Genomic DNA, 23,637 nt, shown 5'->3' on the forward strand with positions numbered 1-23,637 from the left:
CTGCAACCGTACCGCGCATCCTCCCTAAAAGAGCGTTCGCAGCACACTACATAGCAAAACCCCGACTGAGCGCTCGAACACCCAGCGTCAAGCTTAATGAGGAATTTGCCGCACTCTCCTCCTGGACCTCAAGGCATAAACGGCTACCATCAACCCGCCCATGATCATTCCGGCCAGGAATGCGACAACTCCAACAATTGATACCTGCAGCTCGGGGGATGCAAAACCGAAAAAGGAAACGACAACAAGCTGCTGATTTTCCAATACAAAAAGCAAACACGCGACCGCGACCAACAATACCAGCCCCGTGATTGCAAACCGCATGAAGCGACTCCCGGCACGCCAGCTACTCCTCAACGTAACCTTCCTCCTCTTCATTCACCCGATCACGCAACTCTTTCCCCGGCTTGAAATGAGGAACAAATTTGCCATCGAGACTGACTGACTGACCGGTTTTCGGATTGCGACCGACACGCGGCGCTCTGTAGTGCAAGGAGAAGCTGCCAAACCCACGGATCTCGATGCGATCACCGGTAGCCAGACATTGGGACATTTGTTCAAGCATGGTCTTGATGGCCAGTTCCACATCCTTGGATGAGAGCAGCCCTTGGTGGGTGACTATTCGTTCGATCAACTCGGACTTCGTCATATTTTTCCCTTCCTTTTCAAGCAGCTAGATCAGCGCTTCAAAGGTTTTAGCACGCCCCGATCAATTTGAACAGCCCGAGTTTTTGACATTTTCCACCAGCAAAGGGATGCCCACTTCCAAAGCAGCGGAACACTGATCGTGCACTCTCACGCCGGCCTACAGACAACCAACATGGTGCGCGTCAGATAGCCTGCGGGGTTGAAGCCAAAGGGGCCCTCATCCTCATCTTTGGCATCATCGGACCTGGCTAGAACTTTGTAGCCCTGCGCCTTGCACTCCTTGTTCGCCCGCTTGCGGCACTTCTCCCATCCGGACCCCAACCCCGAACAATCAATCTCGATACCACTGACCCCGCGCACTGCGTGAGTCTTGGCATTAGTGCCGCAGCCAGCCAGAACCAGTACCGCCATTACTACGATGAGCCTGTTCATTCGCTTCCTTAGGCCAGGCACGCCGCCCGACTGTCGTTCGCTTCAAGCAAAAGACTAGCTGTAAATAAACGATTCATGCTGATGTAGAAAGAGACCACTTGCCATGGGCACTAGTTTCACGGCAGAAGCAAAACAAGGAGCCAGCCAAGGCCCCCAAGGAAAGCGTCACATCACCCACTGAAGGCGAAACGAGTACTACTCACCCTTCCCTCGTGCGCATCACTTTGAATTCCCGCCCCGACTCGATCACCGCCTCATCTGCACCGAGCGGTGCGCGCCATCCGAGAAGATTGCAGGCTTTACTGGAGTCCACGACCAGAGATCCACAGAGCTGTTCAAAGGCACCTCCCATCCCCGCAACGCGAGCCCCCCAACGCATAAGTCCTGGCGGCATAGGCACGAGCAAGGTCCGCTTCCCCATTCCTTGCGCCAAGCGCTCGATAATCTGGGGCGTGGAAAGATCCACCCCATCAGAAATCAGGAACGTTTCGTTAGCGGCCGCTGGATGCTCTATACACAGGGAAATGAAATCCACCAGGTTGCGCAATGACACCATGCTGCGGCAATTATCGACCGATGCAAGTGGCAACGGCAGGCCAATGGCAACCAGTTTCAATAAACGCCGAAAATTTCCAGGTGCGTGGCCTGCATACACAAGCGGTGGACGAATGATGACGAGTTCCATGTCGGAACCCTTCAGAAGCTCACGCAGAGCCTGTTCAGCTTCCCACTTGGATATCGCATAGTCCGCTTTGGGAGCAGGCATTGAGGACTCATCGAATGGCGTACTTGTTGTGCTTGATCCGTTCACGCCAATGGAGCTGATAAAAATGAAGCGTTTCACACCCGTGGCCAGTGCCTTTCGCGCCAGATTCAATGTGAATTCAACATTGTCTGCGCGATAGAGATCGAGAGGCGAACTCGAGGTTTCCTTCAAGACGTGCGCGCGACCGGCAAGGTGGATCAGCGTGGTGACGCCCTCAGGAAAAGGTGCATCGGCCCAGGCTACGTTACTGTTGATTATGACTTGAGCTACTTCACTCGGAACTTTCTGACTCTGACTGCGAACCAGCGCAGTGAGATCCACATTCTTTTTTGCTATGAGTTGCTGCACAAGCTCCTGCCCGATAAAGCCGGTAGCGCCGGTGATCAGTATCTTTTGTGAGGGAGTCAAGAATGCCGCTCCGAGAGTCGAAGGATTAAATTCATAGCGCCGCGAACCAATGACGTTTACGCGGGACGCATCAAAATCAGGATATAAAAAAAGGGCGACCGAAGCCGCCCTTTTTTATGGTCTGACAGAACTTAGTTCTGCTTTTCCATTTGTGCACGCAGCAGGTCACCCAGAGTGGTGGCCACAGGAGCATCAGTAGCTACTGGCTTGTCGCGCAGGCTCTGAATTGCTTCTTTCTCGTCTTCAACGTCTTTCGACTTGATCGAGAGCTGGATTACACGGCTCTTGCGGTCAACGCTGATGATCTTGGCTTCTACTTCTTCGCCTTCTTTCAGAACGTTGCGCGCGTCTTCAACGCGGTCACGGCTGATTTCGGAGGCTTTCAGAGTCGCTTCGATATCGTCGGCCAGAGTGATGATGGCGCCTTTAGCGTCAACTTCTTTCACGATGCCCTTAACGATTGCGCCTTTGTCGTTCTCTTGAACGTACTCGGAGAACGGATCGCTTTCCAGTTGCTTGATACCCAGGGAGATGCGCTCGCGCTCTGGGTCAACCGACAGGATAACGGTGTCCAGCTCGTCGCCCTTCTTGAAACGGCGTACGGCTTCTTCGCCCACTTCGTTCCAGGAGATGTCGGACAGGTGAACCAGACCGTCGATGCCGCCGTCCAGACCAATGAAGATACCGAAATCGGTGATCGACTTGATGGTGCCGGAGATTTTATCGCCCTTGTTGAACTGGCCAGAGAAATCTTCCCATGGGTTAGATTTGCACTGCTTGATGCCCAGGGAGATACGACGACGCTCTTCGTCGATGTCCAGAACCATGACTTCCACTTCGTCGCCGACTTGTACGACTTTCGAAGGGTGGATGTTCTTGTTGGTCCAGTCCATTTCGGAAACGTGTACCAGACCTTCAACGCCTTCTTCCAGCTCAGCGAAGCAGCCGTAGTCGGTCAGGTTGGTTACACGAGCGGTAACGCGAGTGCTTTCTGGGTAACGGGCTTTGATAGCAACCCATGGATCTTCGCCCAGTTGCTTCAGGCCCAGGGAAACACGATTGCGCTCGCGATCGTACTTCAGAACCTTGACATCGATCTCGTCGCCAACGTTGACGATTTCGGAAGGATGCTTGATACGCTTCCAAGCCATGTCGGTAATGTGCAGCAGGCCATCGACGCCACCCAGATCGACGAATGCGCCGTAATCGGTGAGGTTCTTGACGATACCTTTGACTTGTTGGCCTTCCTGCAAGGATTCCAGCAGAGCTTCGCGCTCGGCGGAGTTCTCGGCTTCCAGGACGCTGCGACGGGAAACGACAACGTTGTTGCGCTTCTGGTCCAGCTTGATGACCTTGAATTCCAGCTCTTTGCCTTCCAGGTGCGTGGTGTCGCGCACTGGACGGACGTCAACCAGAGAACCTGGCAGGAACGCACGGATGCCGTTAACGTCGACAGTGAAGCCGCCTTTAACCTTACCGTTGATAACGCCCTTGACCACTTCTTCGGCTGCGAAGGCTGCTTCCAGAACAATCCAGCATTCAGCGCGCTTGGCTTTTTCACGGGACAGCTTGGTTTCACCAAAGCCGTCTTCAACCGAGTCCAGAGCAACGTGAACTTCGTCACCGACGTTGATGTTCAGTTCGCCAGCGTCGTTGTAGAACTGCTCAAGCGGGATGAGTGCTTCAGACTTCAGGCCAGCGTGAACGGTTACCCAGCGAGCTTGGTAATCGATATCAACGATAACACCGGTGATGATGGAGCCTGCCTGAAGGTTCAGGGTTTTTAGGCTTTCTTCAAAGAGTTCCGCAAAGCTTTCGCTCATTTTAATTCCTGTTGATGAGGGCGAAGAATACGCCCATCTCCACACCCCAGACGGTGTGGGTTAGTTTCATTTAAAAGAAGCCACCGCAGGACTATGACTGGTCCCCTGCGGCCTTCTTGGTCACCCGGCGATATCGCGAATGGCGATCTCGCTCATGATGCGTTCCAGCACCTGGTCGATGGACAATTCCGTGGAATCCAGCTGTATGGCGTCAGCCGCCGGTTTGAGCGGGGCTACCGCTCGCTGGGTGTCACGCTCATCGCGCGCACGTATCTCATCTAGCAGACTCGACAGACTAACACCCTCGACTTTTCCCTTCAACTGCAAATATCGACGGCGCGCCCTCTCCTCGGCACTGGCGGTCAGAAAAATCTTCAGCGGTGCATCCGGAAAAACCACGGTGCCCATGTCGCGGCCATCGGCCACCAGCCCCGGCGCTTCCTGAAAAGCACGCTGGCGTTGCAACAGCGCCTCGCGTACAGCGGGCAGCGCAGCCACCTGGGAGGCGCCGGAACCGACGCTTTCGGTGCGGATGACATCGCTGACTTCATCACCTTCCAGGATGATCCGCTGCAGCTGACCGTCCGTCGCAGCGATGAACTGCACGTCCAGATGAGCGGCGAGTTTCTTCAGCAGCTCTTCATTGGTCAGGTCGACGCCGTGGTTATGCGCAGCGAAGGCCAGCAATCGGTACAACGCACCGGAATCCAGCAGGTTCCAGCCCAGGCGCTTGGCCAGAATCCCGGCTACCGTGCCCTTGCCCGACCCGCTTGGCCCATCGATGGTGATGACCGGTGCAATGTTGATCACGACTGAGCCTCTTGCGCCACACGAATGCCGACCTGCGCACACAGCGCGAGGAAGTTCGGGAACGACGTCGCGACGTTGGCGCAATCATGAATGCGGATTGGCGCACTGGCGCGCAGCGAAGCAACGCTGAACGCCATGGCGATACGGTGGTCGCCATGGCCGTGCACCTCACCGCCGCCGATCTGGCCGCCGTCGATGATGATGCCGTCCGGAGTCGGCTCGCACTTGACGCCCAGCGCCAGCAGACCGTCCGCCATCACCTGGATGCGGTCCGATTCCTTGACCCGAAGTTCTTCGGCGCCGGTCAGCACGGTGCGCCCTTCGGCACAGGCAGCCGCCACGAACAGTACCGGGAATTCGTCGATGGCCAGTGGAACCAGCTCCTCCGGAATCTCGATACCTTTGAGTTTAGCTGCGCGTACGCGCAAGTCGGCTACCGGTTCGCCACCCACTTCACGCTGGTTTTCCAGGCTGATGTCGGCGCCCATCAGGCGCAGGATGTCGATCACACCGGTACGGGTCGGGTTGATGCCGACATGCTCGAGCACCAGCTCCGAACCTTCGGCGATCGAAGCGGCCACCAGGAAGAACGCCGAAGACGAGATATCGCCCGGCACTTCAATGTGGGTCGCCGTCAGCTTGTTGCCGGACTCGACCGATGCGGTCGCGCCGCTGACCGTTACCGGGTAGCCGAAGCCACGCAGCATGCGCTCGGTATGGTCACGGGTCGGTGCAGGCTCGGTAACCGTGGTCTTGCCTTCTGCATACAGGCCGGCCAACAGCAGGCAGGATTTCACCTGGGCACTGGCCATCGGCATGGTATAGGTCAGGCCCTTGAGCTTGTGGCCACCACGAATGGTCATCGGTGGACGACCTTCAGCGGCGGTTTCGATCACCGCGCCCATTTCACGCAGCGGATTGGCGACGCGATTCATCGGGCGCTTGGACAGAGAAGCATCGCCGGTCAGGGTGCTGTCGAAGCTCTGCGCAGCCAGCAGGCCGGAGAGCAGGCGCATCGAAGTACCGGAGTTGCCCAGATAGATCGGGCCCGGCGCCGGTTTCAGGCCATGCAGGCCAACGCCGTGAATGGTCACGCGACCGTGGTGCGGACCTTCGATCACGACGCCCATATCACGGAAAGCCTGCAAGGTCGCCAGGGCATCTTCGCCCTCGAGGAAGCCTTCGACTTCGGTGACGCCTTCGGCCAGGGAGCCAAGCATGATCGAACGGTGGGAAATCGATTTGTCACCCGGTACGCGAATCCGACCGGACAGGCGGCCACCAGGTTGAGCCAGGAAGATCAGATCGTTGGAATTCATAGCGTCCACATAGGCCCTGCGGGCCAGGATTTTACTGAAATGCTCGCGGGCAACCCGGGCGCGCGTGAAAACGCCCAACAATTGGTGCCCATCCCCTGCATCGACCGCGTCGCGCAAGGCGTCGAGATCGCTGCGAAATGTATCGAGTGTGCGCAGGACAGCTTCGCGGTTGGCGAGGAAGATGTCGTGCCACATGACCGGGTCGCTTCCGGCGATTCTTGTGAAATCGCGGAAACCGCCCGCAGCGTAACGGAAGATCTCAAGATTTTCATTGCGCTTGGCCAACGAATCGACCAAACCGAACGCCAGCAAGTGCGGCAGATGACTGGTCGCCGCCAATACTTCGTCGTGACGCTCGACCTGCATGTGCTCGACATCGGCGCCCAATTCGCGCCACAAACCGTCGACCACCGCGAGGGCTGCCGGATCGGTTTGCTCCAGCGGCGTCAGGATCACTTTGTGGCGACGGAACAGTTCGGCATTGGAGGCTTCCACCCCGCTCTGCTCGGAACCGGCAATCGGATGGCCCGGCACGAACCGCGCCGGCATGCCACCGAACGCCTCGGTTGCCGCGCGCACCACATTGCCCTTGGCGCTGCCGACATCCGTCAGGATCGCCTGCCCCAGATCCATGCTCGCCAAACGCGCGAGCACTTTCTCCATGGCCAGAATCGGCACTGCCAACTGAATCACGTCGGCACCCTGGCATGCAGCCGCGAGGTCGTCTTCACAACGATCCACCACACCCAGCTCGACCGCCAGCTTGCGCGATTGCGGGTCAAGATCGACCCCGACCACTTCGCGGCACAGACCGCTTTCACGCAAGCCCTTGGCAAACGAACCACCGATCAGTCCCAGACCGACCACCACCAGGCGACCGATCATAGGTTCAGCAGATTGCAGTGCAGTGACATCAACCACGAGCCAGGACCTTGGTCAACGCTTCAAGGAAGCGGTTGTTCTCAGCCGGCAGGCCAATGGTGATGCGCAGGTGATTGGGCATGCCGTAATTGGCTACCGGGCGCACGATCACGCCTTCACGCAGCAGGCCCTGGAATACCGGGGCCGCGACCTGACCGAGATCGACGCAGATGAAGTTGCCTTTGGATGGAATCCAGCTCAGCCCCAACTCACGGAAACCGGCTTGCAGTTGCAGCATGCCGGACTCGTTCAACTGGCGGCTTTGCGCCAGATACTCTTCATCCTTCAACGCCGCGCAAGCAGCGGCCAGGGCCAGGCTGTTGACGTTGAACGGCTGACGTACGCGGTTCAGCACGTCTGCGACCACCGGCGTGGACAATCCGTAACCCACGCGCAGCGCCGCCAGGCCATAGGCCTTGGAGAAGGTGCGTGAAACCAGCAGGTTCGGATACGCCGCCAGGAAGTCCAGGCCATCCGGCAGATCACTGCCTTCGGCGTACTCGATGTAGGCCTCGTCCAGCACGACAAGTACATGCTCCGGAACATCCTGCAGGAATTCATCCAATGCCTCGGCATCGAACCAGGTCCCGGTCGGGTTGTTCGGGTTGGCGATGAAGACCACACGGGTATTGGCATCGATGGCTGCCAGCATGGCAGGCAGGTCATGCCCCCAGTCCTTGGCCGGAACCACCTTGGCCTGTGCGCCGACAGCCTGAGTGGCAATCGGGTAGACCGCGAACGCATGCTCGCTGAACACGGCATTCAGGCCCGGCGCCAGATAGGCACGCGCCACCAGTTCAAGAATGTCGTTGGAACCGTTGCCCAGCGTCACTTGATTGAGCTCGACACGGCACTGTTCGGCCAGCAGAGACTTGAGCGCAAAGCCATTGCCGTCCGGATAGCGGGTCAGCTCGGCCAGCGCCTCGCGGATCGCCGCCAGCGCCTTGGGGCCGGGGCCCAGCGGGTTTTCGTTGCTCGCCAGCTTGACGATGCTGGCCGGATCGAGATCCAGCTCACGCGCCAGTTCGTCCACGGGTTTGCCCGGAACGTAAGGCGAAAGTTGTTGCACGCCCGGCTGTGCCAGAGCGAGGAAATTGCCACTCATTTGCTACCGCCCCTTAGAGAACTGCTTTCGGGTAGGAACCCAGCACTTTGAGTGCCACTGCTTCCTGACTGATCTTTTCCAGCACACCTTTTATCAGCGGATCACGGTGGTGGCCGACAAAGTCGATGAAGAACACGTAGGTCCATTTGCCACTGCGCGACGGACGCGTCTCGATTCGGGTCAGGTCGATGCCATTGTCGTGGAACGGCACCAGCAACTCGTGAAGCGCACCCGGCTTGTTGCTCATCGAAACGATGATCGACGTCTTGTCGTCGCCGGTCGGTGGCACTTCCTGATTGCCGATCATGAGGAAACGCGTCGAGTTGTCCGGACGGTCCTCGATTTTCTCGGCCAGACGGGTCAGGCCATACAGGCCGGCCGCCATGTCGCCGGCAATCGCCGCCGAGTTCCACTCGCCCTTGACCCGCTTGGCCGCTTCGGCGTTGCTGGACACCGCCACGCGCTCGACATTCGGGTAGTGGGCGTCCAGCCACTTGCGGCACTGGGCCAGTGACTGGGCGTGGGAGTAGATGCGGCTGATGCTGTCGGTCTTGGTGTTTTCACCGACCAACAGGTGATGATGGATACGCAGCTCGACTTCACCACAGATCACCATGTCGTGCTCGAGGAAGCTGTCGAGGGTGTGGTTGACCGCGCCCTCGGTGGAGTTTTCCACCGGGACCACGCCAAAATTCACCGCACCGGCCGCCACTTCACGGAACACTTCGTCGATCGCCGCCATCGGCTTGCTGATCACCGCGTGGCCAAAGTGCTTCATGGCCGCCGCCTGGGTGAAGGTACCTTCAGGGCCGAGGTAAGCCACTTTCAGCGGCTGCTCGAGCGCCAGGCACGACGACATGATTTCGCGGAACAAGCGCGCCATCTCTTCGTTGCCCAGCGGCCCCTGGTTGCGCTCCATGACACGCTTGAGCACCTGAGCTTCACGCTCGGGACGATAGAACACCGGCACTTCGCCTTCGGCCAGCGAGGCCATCTTTACCCGCGCGACTTCCTGGGCGCAGCGCGCACGCTCACTGATCAGCTCCAGCACCTTGGTGTCCAGAGCATCAATGCGAACGCGCAGTGCCTTGAGTTCTTGCTCAGACATTAGCCGTGTTCCTTCTCGAACTCTGCCATGTACGAAATCAGCGCATTGACGGCGATGATATCGACGGCGTTATAGATGGAGGCGCGCATGCCGCCCACGGAACGGTGACCCTTGAGGTTCAACAGGCCACGCTCGTCGGCACCGGCCAGGAACGGCTTGTCCAGACGATCATCAGCCAGGCGGAACGGCACGTTCATCCACGAGCGGTCCGACTTGTTGATCGGGTTGCTGTAGAGGCCGCTGGCATCGATGAAGTCGTACAGCGTGCGCTGCTTGACTTCGTTGAGCTTGCCGATGGCCTCGACGCCGCCCTGCTCCTTGAGCCACTCGAACACCAGGCCGGACAGATACCAGGCCAGGGTCGGCGGGGTGTTGTACATCGAACCGTTATCGGCCGCGACCTTGTAGTCGAGCATGGTCGGGCACAGGGAACGGGCCTTGCCCAACAGGTCTTCGCGGACGATGTTGACGACAATGCCGCTCGGGCCGATGTTTTTCTGGGCGCCGGCGTAGATCATGCCGAAGCGCGAAACATCCACCGGGCGCGAGAGGATGTCCGAGGACATGTCGGCCACCAGCGGGACGTCGCCGGTTTCCGGGATCCACTGGAATTCCAGGCCGCCGATGGTTTCGTTCGGCGCGTAGTGAACGTAGGCCGCGTCTTTCGACAGCTTCCATTCGTTCTGGCCGGGAATGGCGAAATAGTCGTAAGGCTTGGCGGTGCCGGCAACGTTGACGTGGCCGTAGCGCGAAGCTTCTTCGATGGCTTTCTGCGACCAGATACCGGTGTCGATATAGTCGGCCGAGCCGTTTTCCGGCAACAGGTTCAGAGGAATCTGCGCGAATTGCTGGCTGGCGCCACCTTGCAGGAACAGCACTTTATAGTTCGAGGGGATATTCAGCAGATCACGCAGATCCTGCTCGGCCTTGGTCGCGATGGACACGAACTCATCACTGCGATGGCTCATTTCCATGACCGACAGGCCCTTGCCGTGCCAGTCGAGGAGTTCACCCTGGGCGCGCTGCAGGACAGCTTCGGGAAGCGCCGCAGGACCGGCACAGAAGTTATAGGCTCTCTTGCTCACATCCAATCTCGCTCTGATTTGGTGGTATCACGCAATAACGCAAAATCGATCAATATCCTGTAGGAGCGAGCTTGCTCGCGAAAAACCTGAGAACGCCGCGGGATATCAGGCTTCCCGCGTTATCGTTAACGTCCATCGCGAGCGAACTCGCTCCTACAGGAGGGACATAATTATTCAAAGGGACAAACAACAAGGGGGCGAATTTTCATCCGCCCCCTGTTTGTCCACTTACTCTTGTGGCTCTTCGTCAGCGGCAGCGTCGAGTTGCTGGTCTTCGACAGCATCGTCGCTCACGACGTGCGCCTCGAACTCAGCCCCTTCTTCACCTTCCAGCTCTTCACCCTCGACTTCCGACGGCTCCTGAACCCGCTCAAGCCCGACCAGTGTTTCGTCGTTGGCCAGTTTGATCAGGGTCACGCCCTGGGTGTTACGACCCAGGCTGGAGACTTCGTCGACACGGGTGCGCACCAGAGTGCCCTGGTCGGAAATCAGCATGATCTCCTCGCCGTCGAGCACCTGGACCGCACCGACCAGACGGCCGTTACGGTCGTTGCTGACCATGGCGATAACGCCCTGACCGCCACGCTTGTACTCAGGGAACTCGGTGATCGCCGTGCGCTTGCCATAACCACGCGCCGAAGCGGTAAGGATCTGGCTGCCTTCTTCCGGGATCAGCATGGAAATCAGCTTCTGGCCTTCCGGCAGACGCATGCCGCGCACACCGCGGGCGGTACGGCCCATAGCGCGAACGTCGGATTCCTTGAAGCGCGTCACCTTGCCGCCGTCGGAGAACAGCATGACTTCGCGCTCGCCATCGGTGATGGCCGCGCTGATCAATACGTCGCCTTCATCCAGCTCGAGCGCGATCAGGCCGACGCTGCGTTGACGGCTGAAGGATTCCAGCGGGGTCTTCTTCACGGTGCCGTTGGCGGTGGCCATGAAGATGTAGTGACCTTCGGTGTACTCCTCGACCGGCAGCATGGTGGTGATGTACTCACCGTCGTCCAGCGGCAGCAGGTTGACCAGCGGACGACCACGGGCAGCGCGGGACGCCTCGGGGATTTCGTAGGTTTTCAGCCAGTACACCTTGCCCTTGCTGGAGAACAGCAGCAGCGTGGTGTGGCTGTTCGCAACCAGCAGGTGAGCGATGTAGTCCTCATCCTTGACGCCGGTCGCCGACTTGCCTTTACCGCCACGACGCTGGGCCTGGTACGCAGCCAGCGGCTGGGTCTTGGCGTAGCCACCGTGGGAAATGGTCACGACGCGCTCTTCTTCCGGGATCATGTCGCCCAGGGTCAGGTCGAGACGGGCATCGAGGATCTCGGTGCGACGTACGTCGCCGTACTCGGCGCGGATCACTTCCAGCTCTTCGCGGATCACTTCCATCAGGCGCGTGGCGCTGCTGAGGATACGGATCAGCTCGCCGATCTGGTTGAGGATCTCTTGATACTCGGCCAGCAGTTTTTCGTGTTCCAGACCGGTCAGGCGGTGCAGACGCAGTTCCAGAATGGCTTGCGCCTGTTCTGGCGACAGGAAGTACTTGCCGTCGCGCAGACCGTATTGCGGATCGAGGTTTTCCGGACGGCACGAATCGGCACCGGCTCGTTCAACCATCGCCACCACCGCCGAGGACTCCCAAGGCGTGCTGATCAGCGCTTCCTTGGCTTCCGACGGGGTTGGCGACGCCTTGATCAGGGCGATGACCGGGTCGATGTTCGACAGGGCAACCGCTTGACCTTCAAGGATGTGACCACGCTCGCGTGCTTTACGCAGCTCGAACACGGTACGACGGGTAACGACTTCGCGACGGTGACGAACGAAGGCTTCCAGCAGGTCCTTGAGGTTCAGGATGCGTGGACGACCGTCGATCAGCGCGACGATGTTGATACCGAACACCGCTTGCAGCTGGGTCTGGGCGTAGAGGTTGTTGAGGATGACCTCAGGCACTTCGCCGCGACGCAGCTCGATCACGACGCGCATGCCGTCCTTGTCGGACTCGTCGCGCAGTTCGGTGATGCCTTCGAGCTTCTTCTCTTTTACCAACTCGGCGATCTTCTCGATCAGACGCGCCTTGTTCAACTGGTAAGGGAGTTCGGTGATGACGATCTGCTGACGGCCACCGACCTTGTCGATGTCTTCGATCATCGAGCGGGCACGCATGTAAATGCGCCCGCGACCGGTACGGTAGGCTTCGATGATGCCGGCGCGACCATTGATGATCGCGGCGGTCGGGAAGTCCGGACCAGGGATGTATTGCATCAGCTCGTCGACAGTCAGCTCAGGATTGTCGATGAGCGCCAGGCAACCGTCGATGACTTCACCGAGGTTGTGCGGCGGAATGTTGGTCGCCATGCCCACGGCGATACCGCTGGAGCCGTTGACCAGCAGGTTGGGAATACGGGTCGGCATGACCGCCGGGATCATTTCGGTGCCGTCGTAGTTCGGCACCCAGTCCACGGTTTCCTTGTGCAGGTCGGCCAGCAGCTCGTGCGCCAGCTTGGTCATGCGCACTTCGGTGTATCGCATGGCCGCGGCGTTGTCGCCGTCCACGGAACCGAAGTTGCCCTGGCCGTCTACCAGCAGGTAGCGCAGGGAGAATGGCTGCGCCATCCGAACGATGGTGTCGTACACCGCGGTATCACCGTGCGGGTGATACTTACCGATCACGTCACCGACAACACGGGCAGATTTCTTGTACGGCTTGTTGAAGTCGTTGCCCAGCTCGCTCATCGCGAACAGCACACGCCGGTGCACGGGCTTCAAGCCATCGCGCGCATCCGGCAGTGCCCGCCCGACAATTACGCTCATCGCGTAGTCGAGGTAGGACTGCTTCAGCTCGTCTTCGATATTGACCGGGAGGATTTCTTTGGCCAGTTCGCCCATGAGAAGCCTGATTCCTTTTTCTGGTGAAACTTCGTCAGGACCAACGAAGCTCGCCGCCGCAGGCTAAGTGCCATGCATTGGCTTACGACAAATCAACGAGTTATGCCATGGATCTGCGCAGTAAAGGTCACCCCGCGGGGCAACCTTGGAAACCGCCGGATGTTATCACAAGAGCCGCCACGCACCTATCCCCCAGATGCGCATGGAGAGTAGTTAGTTGACCGATGACAGGCTTGAAGGGGACGAGAGAGGCTCAGAGACGTGTTGAATGGAGAATTTGTGGCTGATTCTGGCTGATTTGTTGACTTTAAGGGCCTCTTCGCGGGCAAGCCCCCTCCCACAGGTTTTGTGAACACCATAAAACACTGTGGGAGCGGGCTTGCCCGCGAAAGCGATTGACCAGACGCCAAAGATAATCAATGCAGACGCTTGCGACACATCAACTGCGCCATCTTCGCCGTATCCGGGCGCTCGACGATGCCTTTTTCGGTGACGATCGCATCGATCAGGTCCGCCGGCGTCACGTCGAACACCGGGTTGAAGGCATGGACGTCAGCCCCGACGCGCTTGCCGCCGACCTCCAGCAACTCGCGACCATCGCGCTCTTCGATCGGGATGTCATCGCCGCTGGCCAGGTTCATGTCGATGGTCGAACTCGGCGCCACCACCATGAAGCGCACACCATGGTGCATGGCGTTGACGGCCAGTTGATAGGTGCCGATCTTGTTGGCCACGTCGCCGTTGGCGGTGATCCGGTCAGCGCCGACGATGACCCAGGTAGGGCCCTTGGTCTTCATGATATGCGCGGCAGCGGAATCGACGTTGAGGGTCACGGGAATGCCCTCGTTGGCCAGTTCCCACGCGGTCAGCCGCGAGCCTTGCAGCCACGGGCGGGTTTCATCGACATAGACCTGCTCGACCATGCCTTCGATGAATGCACCACGAATCACGCCCAGCGCCGTGCCGAAGCCGCCCGTGGCCAGCGCGCCGGTGTTGCAGTGGGTCAGGATCGCCTGAGCGTTGCCCTGATGCTTGCGGATCAGGTCGACACCCAGTTGCGCCATGGTCAGGTTGGCTTCGCGATCACTTTCATGAATGGCGATGGCCTCCGCCTCCAGTACCGCCAGCGGATCGGCATTTTCTTTCAACCGATCAAGCCGGTCGTGCATGCGACCCAACGCCCAGAACAGGTTGACTGCAGTAGGACGGGAATCGGCCAACTGCATGAAATCCTCTTCCAGCGCCGCGTACCAGTCGCCACCTTCGGCAATCCGCGTGCGGGCCGCGAGCACGATGCCATAAGCGGCGCTGATGCCGATGGCCGGCGCGCCACGCACCACCATCGAGCGAATCGCCTCGGCCACGCCAGCGGCGCTGGTATAGGCGATCCAGGTTTCCTCGAACGGCAAAACACGCTGATCCAGCAGATGGAGAGCGCCATCACGCCAATCGATGGCCTTCACCTTCTCCGCAGCCAACAGTCGATCGCGCATCCCACACCCCGCACTCATGTACAAAAGCCGCCGATTATAGCGATCCCCCCGCGAAGACGCTCGGGTATACTTCGCCATCCTTTACAAAAGCACTGGAACCCACCCGCGATGCCGAACACTGCCGCTGCGCTCGACCTGTTATTGCTGCCGACCTGGCTGGTACCCGTCGAACCCGCCGGTGTTGTCCTCAAGGAACATGGCGTGGGCATCCGGGATGGACGCATCGTCTTTATCGGCCCACGTTCCGCCGCGCTGAAGCTTAACGCAATCGAAACCCGCGAATTGCCCGACATGCTGCTCAGCCCCGGTCTCATCAATGCCCACGGGCACGCGGCGATGACACTGTTCCGCGGCCTGGCAGACGACCTGCCATTGATGACCTGGCTGGAAAATCACATCTGGCCCGCCGAAGCCAAGTGGGTCGACGAGGACTTCGTGCGCGACGGCACCGACCTTGCGATCGCCGAGCAAATCAAGGGCGGTATCACCTGTTTTTCTGACATGTACTTCTTCCCGAAGGTTGCCAGCGAGCGCGTGCACAACAGCGGCATTCGCGCGCAGATCGCGATTCCGATCCTCGACTTCCCTATCCCGGGAGCCGCCACGGCGGACGACGCCATTCGTCAGGGCGTTGAACTGTTTGGCGATCTCAAGCACCACGAGCGTATCAAAATCACCTTCGGCCCCCATGCACCCTACACCGTGGGCGACGAAAACCTGGAAAAAATCCGGGTGATCGCCGAGGAGCTGGACGCCTCGATCCACATGCATGTGCATGAAACCGCCTTCGAAGTGCAGCAATCGCTCGAACAGCGCGGCGAGCGCCCGCTGGCCCGCCTGGCGCGCCTGGGCTTGCTGGGGCCGCGCTTCCAGGCGGTTCACATGACCCAGATCAGCGAAGAAGACCTGGCCCTGCTGGTAGAAAGCAACAGCAATGTGATTCATTGCCCGGAGTCGAACCTGAAGCTGGCCAGCGGATTCTGCCCGGTCGAGCGTTTGTGGCAGGCCGGGGTCAATGTCGCGGTCGGTACCGATGGCGCGGCCAGCAACAACGATCTCGACCTGCTCGGTGAAACCCGCACCGCAGCCCTGCTGGCCAAGGCTGTCGCCGGTTCGGCCACCGCGCTGGATGCCCATCGCGCCTTGCGCATGGCCACCCTCAACGGTGCCCGGGCACTGGGCATCGAGGCTGAAACCGGCTCGCTGGAAATCGGCAAGGCCGCGGACATGGTGGCTTTCGACCTCTCCGGCCTGGCCCAGCAACCGGTCTACGACCCGGTTTCGCAACTTATATATGCCACCGGTCGCGACTGCGTGAAACACCTTTGGGTCGCGGGCAAGCAATTGCTCGACGACCGTCGCCTGACACGTCTTGATGAACAGCAGCTTGCCACTGTCGCCAAGGCCTGGGGTCAGCGCATCAGTGGACGTACCGAATCGTAAGCCCCCCGGACCGCAACCCGGGGCAACAGGATTTTTCAAGTTTTAGAGGACTTAAACCATGAGCAACGTCGACTACGCCGAAATCGCCAAATTCGAGGCCCTGGCCCATCGCTGGTGGGACCGCGAAAGCGAATTCAAACCGCTGCACGACATCAACCCGCTGCGGGTCAACTGGATTGACGAACGTGTCAATCTGGCCGGCAAAAAGGTCCTCGACGTCGGTTGCGGCGGCGGCATCCTCAGCGAAGCCATGGCCCAGCGCGGCGCGACCGTCATGGGTATCGACATGGGCGAAGCGCCGCTGGCGGTTGCCCAGTTGCATCAGCTGGAGTCGGGCGTCAACGTCGAATACCGGCAGATCACCGCCGAAGCCCTGGCCGAGGAAATGCCCGAGCAGTTCGACGTGGTCACCTGCCTCGAGATGCTCGAGCACGTGCCGGACCCGTCGTCGGTCATCCGCGCCTGCTTCCGCATGGTCAAGCCCGGCGGCCAGGTGTTCCTCTCCACCATCAACCGCAATCCCAAGGCGTACCTGTTCGCCATCGTCGGCGCCGAATACATCATGAAGCTGCTGCCGCGCGGCACCCACGACTTCAAGAAATTCATCCGCCCTTCCGAACTCGGCGCCTGGAGCCGCATGGCCGGCCTGACCGTCAAAGACATCATCGGCCTGACCTACAACCCGCTGACCAAGCACTACAAACTGGCCTCCGACGTGGACGTCAACTACATGATCCAGACCCTGCGCGAGGAGTAAGCCGATGCCTATCAGAGCAGTTCTTTTCGACATGGACGGCACCCTGCTCGACACCGCGCCGGACTTCATCGCGATCTGTCAGGCGATGCGTGCCGACCGCGGTTTGCCACCGATGAACGACAAGCACATCCGCGATGAGATCTCCGGCGGCGCCCGGGCAATGGTTGCCGTGACGTTCTCGATGGACCCGGAGTCGCCGGGCTTCGAGGAGCTGCGCCTGGAGTTCCTGGAGCGCTACCTCGTGGGCTGCGCGGTGCACAGCAAGCTGTTCGACGGCATGGCTGAACTGCTCGCCGACATCGAGAAAGCCAACCTGGTCTGGGGTGTTGTGACCAACAAGCCGCTGCGCTTCGCCGAGCCAATCATGCAACAGCTGGGGCTGGCCGAGCGTTCGGCGTTGCTGATCTGCCCGGACCACGTGAAAAACAGCAAACCGGATCCGGAGCCGCTGATCCTGGCCTGCAAGATGCTCGACCTCGACCCGGCCAGCGTGCTGTTCGTCGGCGATGACCTGCGCGACATCGAATCGGGACGTGATGCCGGCACCAAGACTGCCGCGGTGACCTTCGGCTACATCCACCCGGATGACAACCCGCGGCACTGGGGTGCGGATGTGGTGGTCGATCATCCGCTGGAGTTGCGCAAGGTGCTCGATAGCGCGCTTTGCAGCTGCTGAGGCACGGCATTGAATTCTGAATTTGGGTGTCGGTGCTGACGCCTTCGCGGGCAAGCCCGCTCCCACAGGTTTCGGCTGGTGATACAACATTCATGTACACCCTCGATCCTTGTGGGAGCGGGCTTGCCCGCGAATGGCCGCGCCGCGATCTGTCTTCTGTTTGTGAGGTTTTTTATGTTTGATTATTCCGCCCGCCCCGAACTGCTCAAGGATCGGGTCATTCTGGTCACCGGCGCAGGACGCGGCATCGGCGCCGCTGCCGCAAAAACCTACGCAGCCCACGGCGCAACCGTGCTGCTGCTGGGCAAGACCGAAGCCAACCTGAGCCAGGTCTACGACGAAATCGAAGCTGCGGGCCATCCACAACCGGCGGTGATCCCGTTCAATCTCGAAACCGCCCTGCCCCATCAATACGATGAGCTGGCGGCGATGATCGAAACCGAATTCGGGCATCTCGACGGCCTGCTGCACAACGCCTCGATCATCGGCCCGCGCACACCGATCGAGCAGCTTTCCGGCGAAAACTTCATGCGGGTCATGCAAGTCAACGTCAATGCCATGTTCATGTTGACCAGCACCCTGCTGCCGCTGCTCAAACTGTCGCAGGATGCCTCGGTGGTGTTCACGTCCAGCAGCGTCGGCCGCAAGGGGCGCGCGTACTGGGGCGCTTACGGCGTCTCCAAATTCGCCACCGAAGGCCTGATGCAAACCCTGGCTGACGAAGTCGATACCGTGGCCCCGGTACGCTCCAACAGCATCAACCCTGGCGCTACCCGCACCAGCATGCGCGCCCAGGCTTATCCAGGTGAAAACCCGCTGAACAACCCGACGCCGGAGGAGATCATGCCGGTCTACCTCTACCTGATGGGCCCGGACAGCACCGGTATCAATGGTCAGGCGTTTGACGCCCAATAACGACCGTACGTCGCTTTTTTGCTGCCGCGCCGGGTTCCCGGCGCGGCACTCGAAAGGTCTCGACTTCAGGCAGCAACCCGTCAATCGAACGTCACTGGCAACGCTCGACAGGTTGCCAACCAACGACAACCTATTGATTTAATAAACAATTTATTCGGATGAACCGAATGGCACGACTTTCGCTCTAAGTTTGCTCAGACAAGCAACGTGAATGCAGACGGGGCGAAGCTTGAGTGGCAGAGATTACTCATCTTCCATAAAGCAGATTAGACTTGTACGAAATGTCCTACGGGACTGACGGATCAGTACGACGCGCAGCCCTAAGCCGCTCTCACCCTGCTTGTAAGACAAGCCTTACTGCTTAGGGGCGCACGCCTAATGAAACCACCTTCCCAGACCAACGCAATTGACTTCGACAGCGCCAAATTGCAACGCCTGGGCTTTGGTCAGCAGCCGCCTCTTCTGGAAAGGCCTCTGGGCCTTGCGCAATTGCGCCAGCAACTGAGCCTGCAGCTGCAAACCAGTCTGGAACCGCAACGCATTCTTGGAACGTTCTATCGCGAGATTCAACGATTGGTGCCGCTGGACGCCTTGTGCTACCTGCACAAGAGCAGTGATCTGCGCCTTGAGTTCGGCCAGCGCGGCCACCATTCCATCAGCTACAGCCTCAGCCACGAAGGCGAACACCTGGGTGAGCTGATCTTCCGCCGCAATCAGCGGTTCAGCGAACAGGAACAGGGCAATCTCGAATCATTGCTGGCCGCGTTGCTGTTCCCGATGCGCAACGCGCTGCTTTACCGTAACGCCACCCAAAGCGCACTGCGCGACCCGTTGACGGGCACCGGCAACCGCATCGCCATGGACCAGACGCTGCAAAGGGAAATCGAGCTGTCCCGGCGCCATCTGCAACCGCTGTCGGTGCTGATGCTGGACATCGATCATTTCAAGCAAGTCAATGACACCCATGGCCACAGCACTGGCGATGACGTACTCAAGGCGGTTGCCGCCTCGATCAAGAACCAGCTGCGCAATGTCGACATGGTGTTCCGCTATGGCGGCGAAGAGTTCCTGATCCTGCTGTCCAACACCAGCCGCGAAGCCGCGGCCATGGTCGGTGAGCGGCTGCGGTTTGCAGCGCAATCCGAAGAGTACCCGGCCGATGACCATACGATCCTGCTGACGGTCAGCCTCGGCTGTTCGACCCTGTTGCCGGGCGAATCTGCCGACAGCCTGTTGCGCCGGGCAGACAGCGCGCTGTATGTGGCCAAGCGCGAAGGTCGTAACCGGCTGGAGATGGCGGGCTAAGTTCTTAACCGCGACACAAACAATGTGGGAGCGAGCCTGCTCGCGAAAGGGATCTGACTTTCAACGATGATGTTGACTGACAGTCCGTATTCGCGAGCAGGCTCGCTCCCACAGTTGTTTTTCAAACAGCGACTGGATCAGCTTTCGGCCAATGCCATCCGCTCACGAACGACCGGCGCCCGCTCGGCGTGCTCCAATTGCATGCAACGCTCGAGAAACAGGTACATGTAGTCGTAGCTCTTGCACACAGCCTGGCGCAACTCCACCTGCAGGGATTTGCTCGGGTTGGTGCCCGCCAATGTGCAGATGATTTCCAGGGCTTCCCAGGGATGGGCATCGTCATACTGGGCATGCATCTTCAGCCACTTCATCGCCCGTTTGCGCTCTTCCTCGGGGAACGAGGCGGCATAGATGCCGTTGGAACAAACGACCGCAGACCACTCGCCGGTCGCGCCTTCGATGGCGTAATTGGTGGCGGCGATCGCAACGATCAGCGAGTCGGCCGAACTGGTATGCCAGCACCAATGGCTCAAGGCGTGAAGCTCCGGTGCCACCTGCTGCGCCTGCAGATCTTCCAGGCTGACACCGTGCGCGCGGCTCCAGTGCACCCAGTAATCGGCGTGGTTCAATTCGACGCGAATGTTGCGCATCAGCCAGCGACGGGCCATGTCTTCGCCGGGGTGGCGGGCAAAGCGGGTCTTGGTCAGGTTTTGTGCCATGTACAACGCGAACTGTTCGACCACCGGCCAGCCACCGATCAGGTACTGGCGCATGGTCTTCGCACTGAGCTTGTTGTCTCGCATGCGTTGGTACAGTTCGTGTTCGACAACCCGGCGCTTGCTCTCGCTGCAATCCTGGATCAGGCGCTGGGCCCAGGCAGGGTAACTTGCAGCTTCCATGAGCGGTCCGGTTCTGTTGAATGTATCGATCACTGTCGAGCTCCTTTTGATTGTGATTGTAAGACCGGCAGGAATCTCAACGGAACGTGCCAGGCGCCTTGAACAACAGCGGTCGGGGCCTGGCGGGACGACTGAGCAAGCTATCGCAGGTAAACAGATGCGGGCGTTCAATCACATACCCTTGAGCGTAATCCACCCCGATCTCCAGCAATGCCTGCTCGATCTGGGGCGTTTCGACAAACTCGGCAATCGTGCGCTTACCCATGACATGGCCGATGTGATTGATCACTTCGACCATGGCGCGGTTAATCGGGTCGTCCAGCATATCCTTTACGAAACTCCCGTCGATCTTCAGGAAGTCTACAGGCAAATGTTTCAGGTACGCGAACGAGGACATTCCGGCACAAAAGTCGTCAAGTGAAAAATGGCATCCTAAGCCTTTGAGTTCATTGATGAATCGAATAGCGCTGCGAAGATTTGAAATAGCACTGGTCTCAGTAATTTCAAAACAAATCATTTCAGGCGGAATCGAATACTTCACAAATTGTTCGCGCAGGAAATCCAGAAACGCTTCATCGCCGATGGTCGTGCCTGACAGATTTATCGCACACATCGCCAGCGGCCCCCGGCCCTGCTCGGCCCGGCACTGGGCAATGACCTTGAACACGTTCTGCACCACCCAACGATCAAGCGAACTCATCAGGCCATAACGCTCGGCAGCCGGAATGAAACTGTCGGGCAAGATCATCCGCCCGGCTTCATCGTGCAATCGCAGCAGAATTTCAATGTGCCCGCCATCCTCGTCGACATGACCCAAGGGGGCTATTTCCTGGGCGTACAGGCAAAAGCGGTCTTCCTCCAACGCCATGTGCAAACGCTGCACCCAGGCCATTTCGCCAAAGCGCAGGGACAACTCCGAGTCATCCGGATGATAGACCTGCACCCGGTTACGACCCTTTTCCTTGGCCATGTAGCAGGCCATGTCGGCCGTGCGCAGCGAGGCTTCGAGCGTCGTCGGGTTCTGCGCGACATGGACCAAACCGATGCTGACGGTGGTTACAAAAGGCCGGCCCTTCCAGACAAAATGCAGATTCTGCACAGTCTGGCGCAGGCTTTCGGCAATTTTCTCCGCGGCTTCGGGTGAACAGTTTTCCAGCAGGATGCCGAACTCGTCGCCGCCAAGGCGGGCCAGGGTATCGCCTTCGCGCAGACCCGATTGCAACAAGGCACAGATGTGCCGCAACAGCTCGTCGCCCGCCGCGTGGCCGCAGGTATCGTTGACCAGCTTGAACTGATCCAGGTCGAGGAACATCAGGGCATGGCGCCCCGAATGACGGGTCAGGTTATGCAGCGCCTGTTCCAGGCGATATTCGAATTCCCGGCGGTTGGCCAGGCCGGTCAGGGCATCGTGGGTCGCCTGCCACGACAGGTTGGCGATGTATTGCCGCTCCTGGGTCATGTCATGCAGTACCAGCACTGTCCCGCTGACTTTGCCGGCGTTGCGGATTGGCGCGCCCACCAGCGTGACCGAGACCGTGCTGCCATCGAGTCGCTGAATCAGCTTGGAGTGCTCACTGCCGCCACTGAGCTGGCCGCTGAGAATATGCTCGATCAGGGTGAACTCATCGGTCTGGGCGTTTTCGTCCAGCAAGTTGAACAGCGCCGCCAGCGGCAAGCCGCTCGCCTGTTCGGCCTTCCAGTGGGTCAGCGCCTCGGCCGCGGGATTCATGTAGGCAATCGCACCGGAAACATCCGTGGTGATCACGCCGTCGCCAATCGACTGCAGGGTGATCTGCGCCCGTTCCTTCTCCACTTGCAGCGCATCGGCGAAGGCATGGCGCTGCTTGAGCAGTTTATGCGTGCGCATCAGCGCCAGGGCAATCAATCCCAGCGCAGTGGCAAGGTTGGTCAGCAGCAACAGACGAAGAATGACCCGCGATCCTTCCCCCAGAGCATCGCTGAACGCCTTCGCAGCCGGCGTCACTTCATCGTTGATCGCGAAAATCTGCTCCTTCCAGCGCTGTACATCCGCTTTCGAAGCCGGGCTGGCGGAGAGGTGCTGATGCATGTCCCTGGCAACGTCATCGAGCTTGGCCAGATAGGCATCGCCCACGATCCACAGGTCGATGGCTTTTTCGAGGTAACTGAAGTGACGAAAATTGAGGTACAGCCAGATCAGGCTGGAAACGTCGTCGGGGTGGTTGCCCCCCTTGAGAATTGCCACGCGCGCCGCTTCGATGTTCGGCGGTTGCTGATCCAGCGCCACACGCAATTCATGACCGCCCTGAGGCACGGAAATGGCGTTCTGGTACTTGTGAAAAATCCCTTCGTCGCCGCTGTCGGCATAGAGATTGAGGTAATAGATGGCGTCTTTCTGGCCCTTGGACCAGAGGCTTTCACCGGCTACATAGCCGCGAACCGCCGACAGCACGTAAAGGCTAACGCCGCCCAGCAAGGCTTGAAACAACACAACGGCGATAAATGGCCAGACGATGCCCAACAACCGTGGCGTTCCGAGAGTCCGCGTTTGATTCATGAGGTCCCTTGCATTAGCACTGCTTGCTCGTCTTCCGGACGAAATCGCTACAGCTAGACTAGGGGGCGTTCGTGATCCCGGCAAGTATGAACTGCCGCCCTCCGTGAGTAGCGTTCCTTAAGCAACGCCAGCGCCGTACCGCCCCGCACACAGACCTTGTACAGAAGTCGGCTGGTTAAAAAACGCTGCATTAACTATGTACCGCACAGCCTCTGCCATGAACCGTTGTAATCGGTGGCAAAACGCCAACGCTCGTTCAATCGAGCGAAGGCCAACCGACGCAACGAAAAGAGAAAAGCAGGCTT

At 59.3% G+C, this 23,637-nt stretch carries 19 protein-coding genes; 5 read left to right on the forward strand and 14 right to left on the reverse strand.

Annotation, left to right across the window (positions count from 1 at the left end):
* Positions 1–93: 93 nt before the first annotated feature.
* From AB4O16_RS08600 to mtnA, 12 genes are all read right to left on the reverse strand, one after another.
* A complete protein-coding gene (locus AB4O16_RS08600; protein ID WP_160385994.1) occupies positions 94–324 on the reverse strand; it encodes a lipopolysaccharide assembly protein LapA domain-containing protein in 231 nt (76 codons plus the stop codon).
* A gap of 22 nt (positions 325–346) precedes the next feature.
* A complete protein-coding gene (gene ihfB, locus AB4O16_RS08605; protein ID WP_102700288.1) occupies positions 347–649 on the reverse strand; it encodes an integration host factor subunit beta in 303 nt (100 codons plus the stop codon).
* 146 nt (positions 650–795) lie between these two features.
* On the reverse strand, positions 796–1,080 hold the full coding sequence (locus AB4O16_RS08610; RefSeq protein ID WP_160385993.1) for a hypothetical protein: 285 nt from the start codon (positions 1,078–1,080) through the stop codon (positions 796–798).
* 199 nt (positions 1,081–1,279) lie between these two features.
* On the reverse strand, positions 1,280–2,254 hold the full coding sequence (locus tag AB4O16_RS08615) for a UDP-glucose 4-epimerase family protein (RefSeq protein ID WP_460157526.1): 975 nt from the start codon (positions 2,252–2,254) through the stop codon (positions 1,280–1,282).
* 131 nt (positions 2,255–2,385) lie between these two features.
* Complete coding sequence (gene rpsA / locus AB4O16_RS08620; RefSeq protein WP_007973639.1) at positions 2,386–4,077, reverse strand: 30S ribosomal protein S1; 1,692 nt, start codon at positions 4,075–4,077, stop codon at positions 2,386–2,388.
* Positions 4,078–4,197: 120 nt separating this feature from the next.
* A complete protein-coding gene (cmk, locus tag AB4O16_RS08625; protein WP_007985391.1) occupies positions 4,198–4,887 on the reverse strand; it encodes a (d)CMP kinase in 690 nt (229 codons plus the stop codon).
* A complete protein-coding gene (locus tag AB4O16_RS08630) occupies positions 4,884–7,091 on the reverse strand; it encodes a bifunctional prephenate dehydrogenase/3-phosphoshikimate 1-carboxyvinyltransferase (RefSeq protein WP_460158045.1) in 2,208 nt (735 codons plus the stop codon). Before AB4O16_RS08630 ends, cmk begins: the two co-directional genes overlap by 4 nt.
* Before the next feature lie 28 nt (positions 7,092–7,119).
* Positions 7,120–8,232 (reverse strand): histidinol-phosphate transaminase, encoded by a 1,113-nt coding sequence (hisC, locus tag AB4O16_RS08635; RefSeq protein WP_460157527.1) that lies wholly within the window; start codon positions 8,230–8,232, stop codon positions 7,120–7,122.
* A 13-nt stretch (positions 8,233–8,245) separates the two neighbouring features.
* The gene (pheA, locus tag AB4O16_RS08640) at positions 8,246–9,340 is read right to left on the reverse strand and encodes a prephenate dehydratase (RefSeq protein WP_016770924.1); all 1,095 of its coding nucleotides are present in this window, start codon (positions 9,338–9,340) and stop codon (positions 8,246–8,248) included.
* A complete protein-coding gene (gene serC / locus AB4O16_RS08645) occupies positions 9,340–10,425 on the reverse strand; it encodes a 3-phosphoserine/phosphohydroxythreonine transaminase (RefSeq protein ID WP_160385988.1) in 1,086 nt (361 codons plus the stop codon). Before serC ends, pheA begins: the two co-directional genes overlap by 1 nt.
* Positions 10,426–10,653: 228 nt before the next feature.
* Complete coding sequence (gyrA, locus tag AB4O16_RS08650) at positions 10,654–13,308, reverse strand: DNA gyrase subunit A (RefSeq protein ID WP_160385987.1); 2,655 nt, start codon at positions 13,306–13,308, stop codon at positions 10,654–10,656.
* Between the two features lie 416 nt (positions 13,309–13,724).
* Positions 13,725–14,801: an S-methyl-5-thioribose-1-phosphate isomerase gene (gene mtnA / locus AB4O16_RS08655; RefSeq protein WP_460157528.1), complete on the reverse strand. Its 1,077-nt coding sequence runs from the start codon at positions 14,799–14,801 to the stop codon at positions 13,725–13,727.
* Between the two features lie 108 nt (positions 14,802–14,909).
* Between mtnA and AB4O16_RS08660 the strand changes: the two genes are divergently transcribed.
* The 5 genes from AB4O16_RS08660 (at position 14,910) to AB4O16_RS08680 (ending at position 19,897) form a co-directional block, all read left to right on the forward strand.
* Positions 14,910–16,244, forward strand: a complete 1,335-nt coding sequence (locus AB4O16_RS08660; protein WP_460157529.1) for a TRZ/ATZ family hydrolase — start codon at positions 14,910–14,912, stop codon at positions 16,242–16,244.
* Positions 16,245–16,302: 58 nt separating this feature from the next.
* Positions 16,303–17,001, forward strand: coding sequence for a bifunctional 2-polyprenyl-6-hydroxyphenol methylase/3-demethylubiquinol 3-O-methyltransferase UbiG (gene ubiG, locus AB4O16_RS08665; RefSeq protein ID WP_160385984.1), 699 nt, complete (start codon positions 16,303–16,305; stop codon positions 16,999–17,001).
* Between the two features lie 4 nt (positions 17,002–17,005).
* The gene (gene mupP / locus AB4O16_RS08670; protein ID WP_460157530.1) at positions 17,006–17,677 is read left to right on the forward strand and encodes an N-acetylmuramic acid 6-phosphate phosphatase MupP; all 672 of its coding nucleotides are present in this window, start codon (positions 17,006–17,008) and stop codon (positions 17,675–17,677) included.
* A gap of 174 nt (positions 17,678–17,851) precedes the next feature.
* Entirely contained in the window at positions 17,852–18,592 is a 741-nt protein-coding gene (locus AB4O16_RS08675) for a YciK family oxidoreductase (protein WP_160385982.1), read from the forward strand.
* A gap of 378 nt (positions 18,593–18,970) precedes the next feature.
* A complete protein-coding gene (locus tag AB4O16_RS08680; protein WP_160385981.1) occupies positions 18,971–19,897 on the forward strand; it encodes a GGDEF domain-containing protein in 927 nt (308 codons plus the stop codon).
* Between the two features lie 137 nt (positions 19,898–20,034).
* On the opposite strand, the gene AB4O16_RS08685 is transcribed toward AB4O16_RS08680, so the two are convergent.
* Both AB4O16_RS08685 and AB4O16_RS08690 read right to left on the reverse strand, forming a co-directional pair.
* Positions 20,035–20,796 (reverse strand): TenA family transcriptional regulator, encoded by a 762-nt coding sequence (locus AB4O16_RS08685; RefSeq protein ID WP_178120537.1) that lies wholly within the window; start codon positions 20,794–20,796, stop codon positions 20,035–20,037.
* A 76-nt stretch (positions 20,797–20,872) separates the two neighbouring features.
* Entirely contained in the window at positions 20,873–23,332 is a 2,460-nt protein-coding gene (locus tag AB4O16_RS08690) for an EAL domain-containing protein (RefSeq protein WP_160385979.1), read from the reverse strand.
* Positions 23,333–23,637 lie beyond the last annotated feature (305 nt).

This window comes from Pseudomonas sp. S2_H10 (assembly GCF_054668285.1).

Coding starts and splice junctions, on each gene's coding strand:
- pheA (WP_016770924.1), bottom strand. CDS start 9,340: ATGTCTGAGCAAGAACTCAAGGCACTGCGCGTTCGCATTGATGCTCTG.
- mtnA (WP_460157528.1), bottom strand. CDS start 14,801: ATGCGCGATCGACTGTTGGCTGCGGAGAAGGTGAAGGCCATCGATTGG.
- AB4O16_RS08690 (WP_160385979.1), bottom strand. CDS start 23,332: ATGAATCAAACGCGGACTCTCGGAACGCCACGGTTGTTGGGCATCGTC.
- AB4O16_RS08610 (WP_160385993.1), bottom strand. CDS start 1,080: ATGAACAGGCTCATCGTAGTAATGGCGGTACTGGTTCTGGCTGGCTGC.
- ihfB (WP_102700288.1), bottom strand. CDS start 649: ATGACGAAGTCCGAGTTGATCGAACGAATAGTCACCCACCAAGGGCTG.
- AB4O16_RS08660 (WP_460157529.1), top strand. CDS start 14,910: ATGCCGAACACTGCCGCTGCGCTCGACCTGTTATTGCTGCCGACCTGG.
- hisC (WP_460157527.1), bottom strand. CDS start 8,232: ATGAGTGGCAATTTCCTCGCTCTGGCACAGCCGGGCGTGCAACAACTT.
- mupP (WP_460157530.1), top strand. CDS start 17,006: ATGCCTATCAGAGCAGTTCTTTTCGACATGGACGGCACCCTGCTCGAC.
- gyrA (WP_160385987.1), bottom strand. CDS start 13,308: ATGGGCGAACTGGCCAAAGAAATCCTCCCGGTCAATATCGAAGACGAG.
- AB4O16_RS08600 (WP_160385994.1), bottom strand. CDS start 324: ATGCGGTTTGCAATCACGGGGCTGGTATTGTTGGTCGCGGTCGCGTGT.
- ubiG (WP_160385984.1), top strand. CDS start 16,303: ATGAGCAACGTCGACTACGCCGAAATCGCCAAATTCGAGGCCCTGGCC.
- AB4O16_RS08680 (WP_160385981.1), top strand. CDS start 18,971: ATGAAACCACCTTCCCAGACCAACGCAATTGACTTCGACAGCGCCAAA.
- AB4O16_RS08685 (WP_178120537.1), bottom strand. CDS start 20,796: ATGGAAGCTGCAAGTTACCCTGCCTGGGCCCAGCGCCTGATCCAGGAT.
- AB4O16_RS08630 (WP_460158045.1), bottom strand. CDS start 7,091: ATGATCGGTCGCCTGGTGGTGGTCGGTCTGGGACTGATCGGTGGTTCG.
- AB4O16_RS08675 (WP_160385982.1), top strand. CDS start 17,852: ATGTTTGATTATTCCGCCCGCCCCGAACTGCTCAAGGATCGGGTCATT.
- rpsA (WP_007973639.1), bottom strand. CDS start 4,077: ATGAGCGAAAGCTTTGCGGAACTCTTTGAAGAAAGCCTAAAAACCCTG.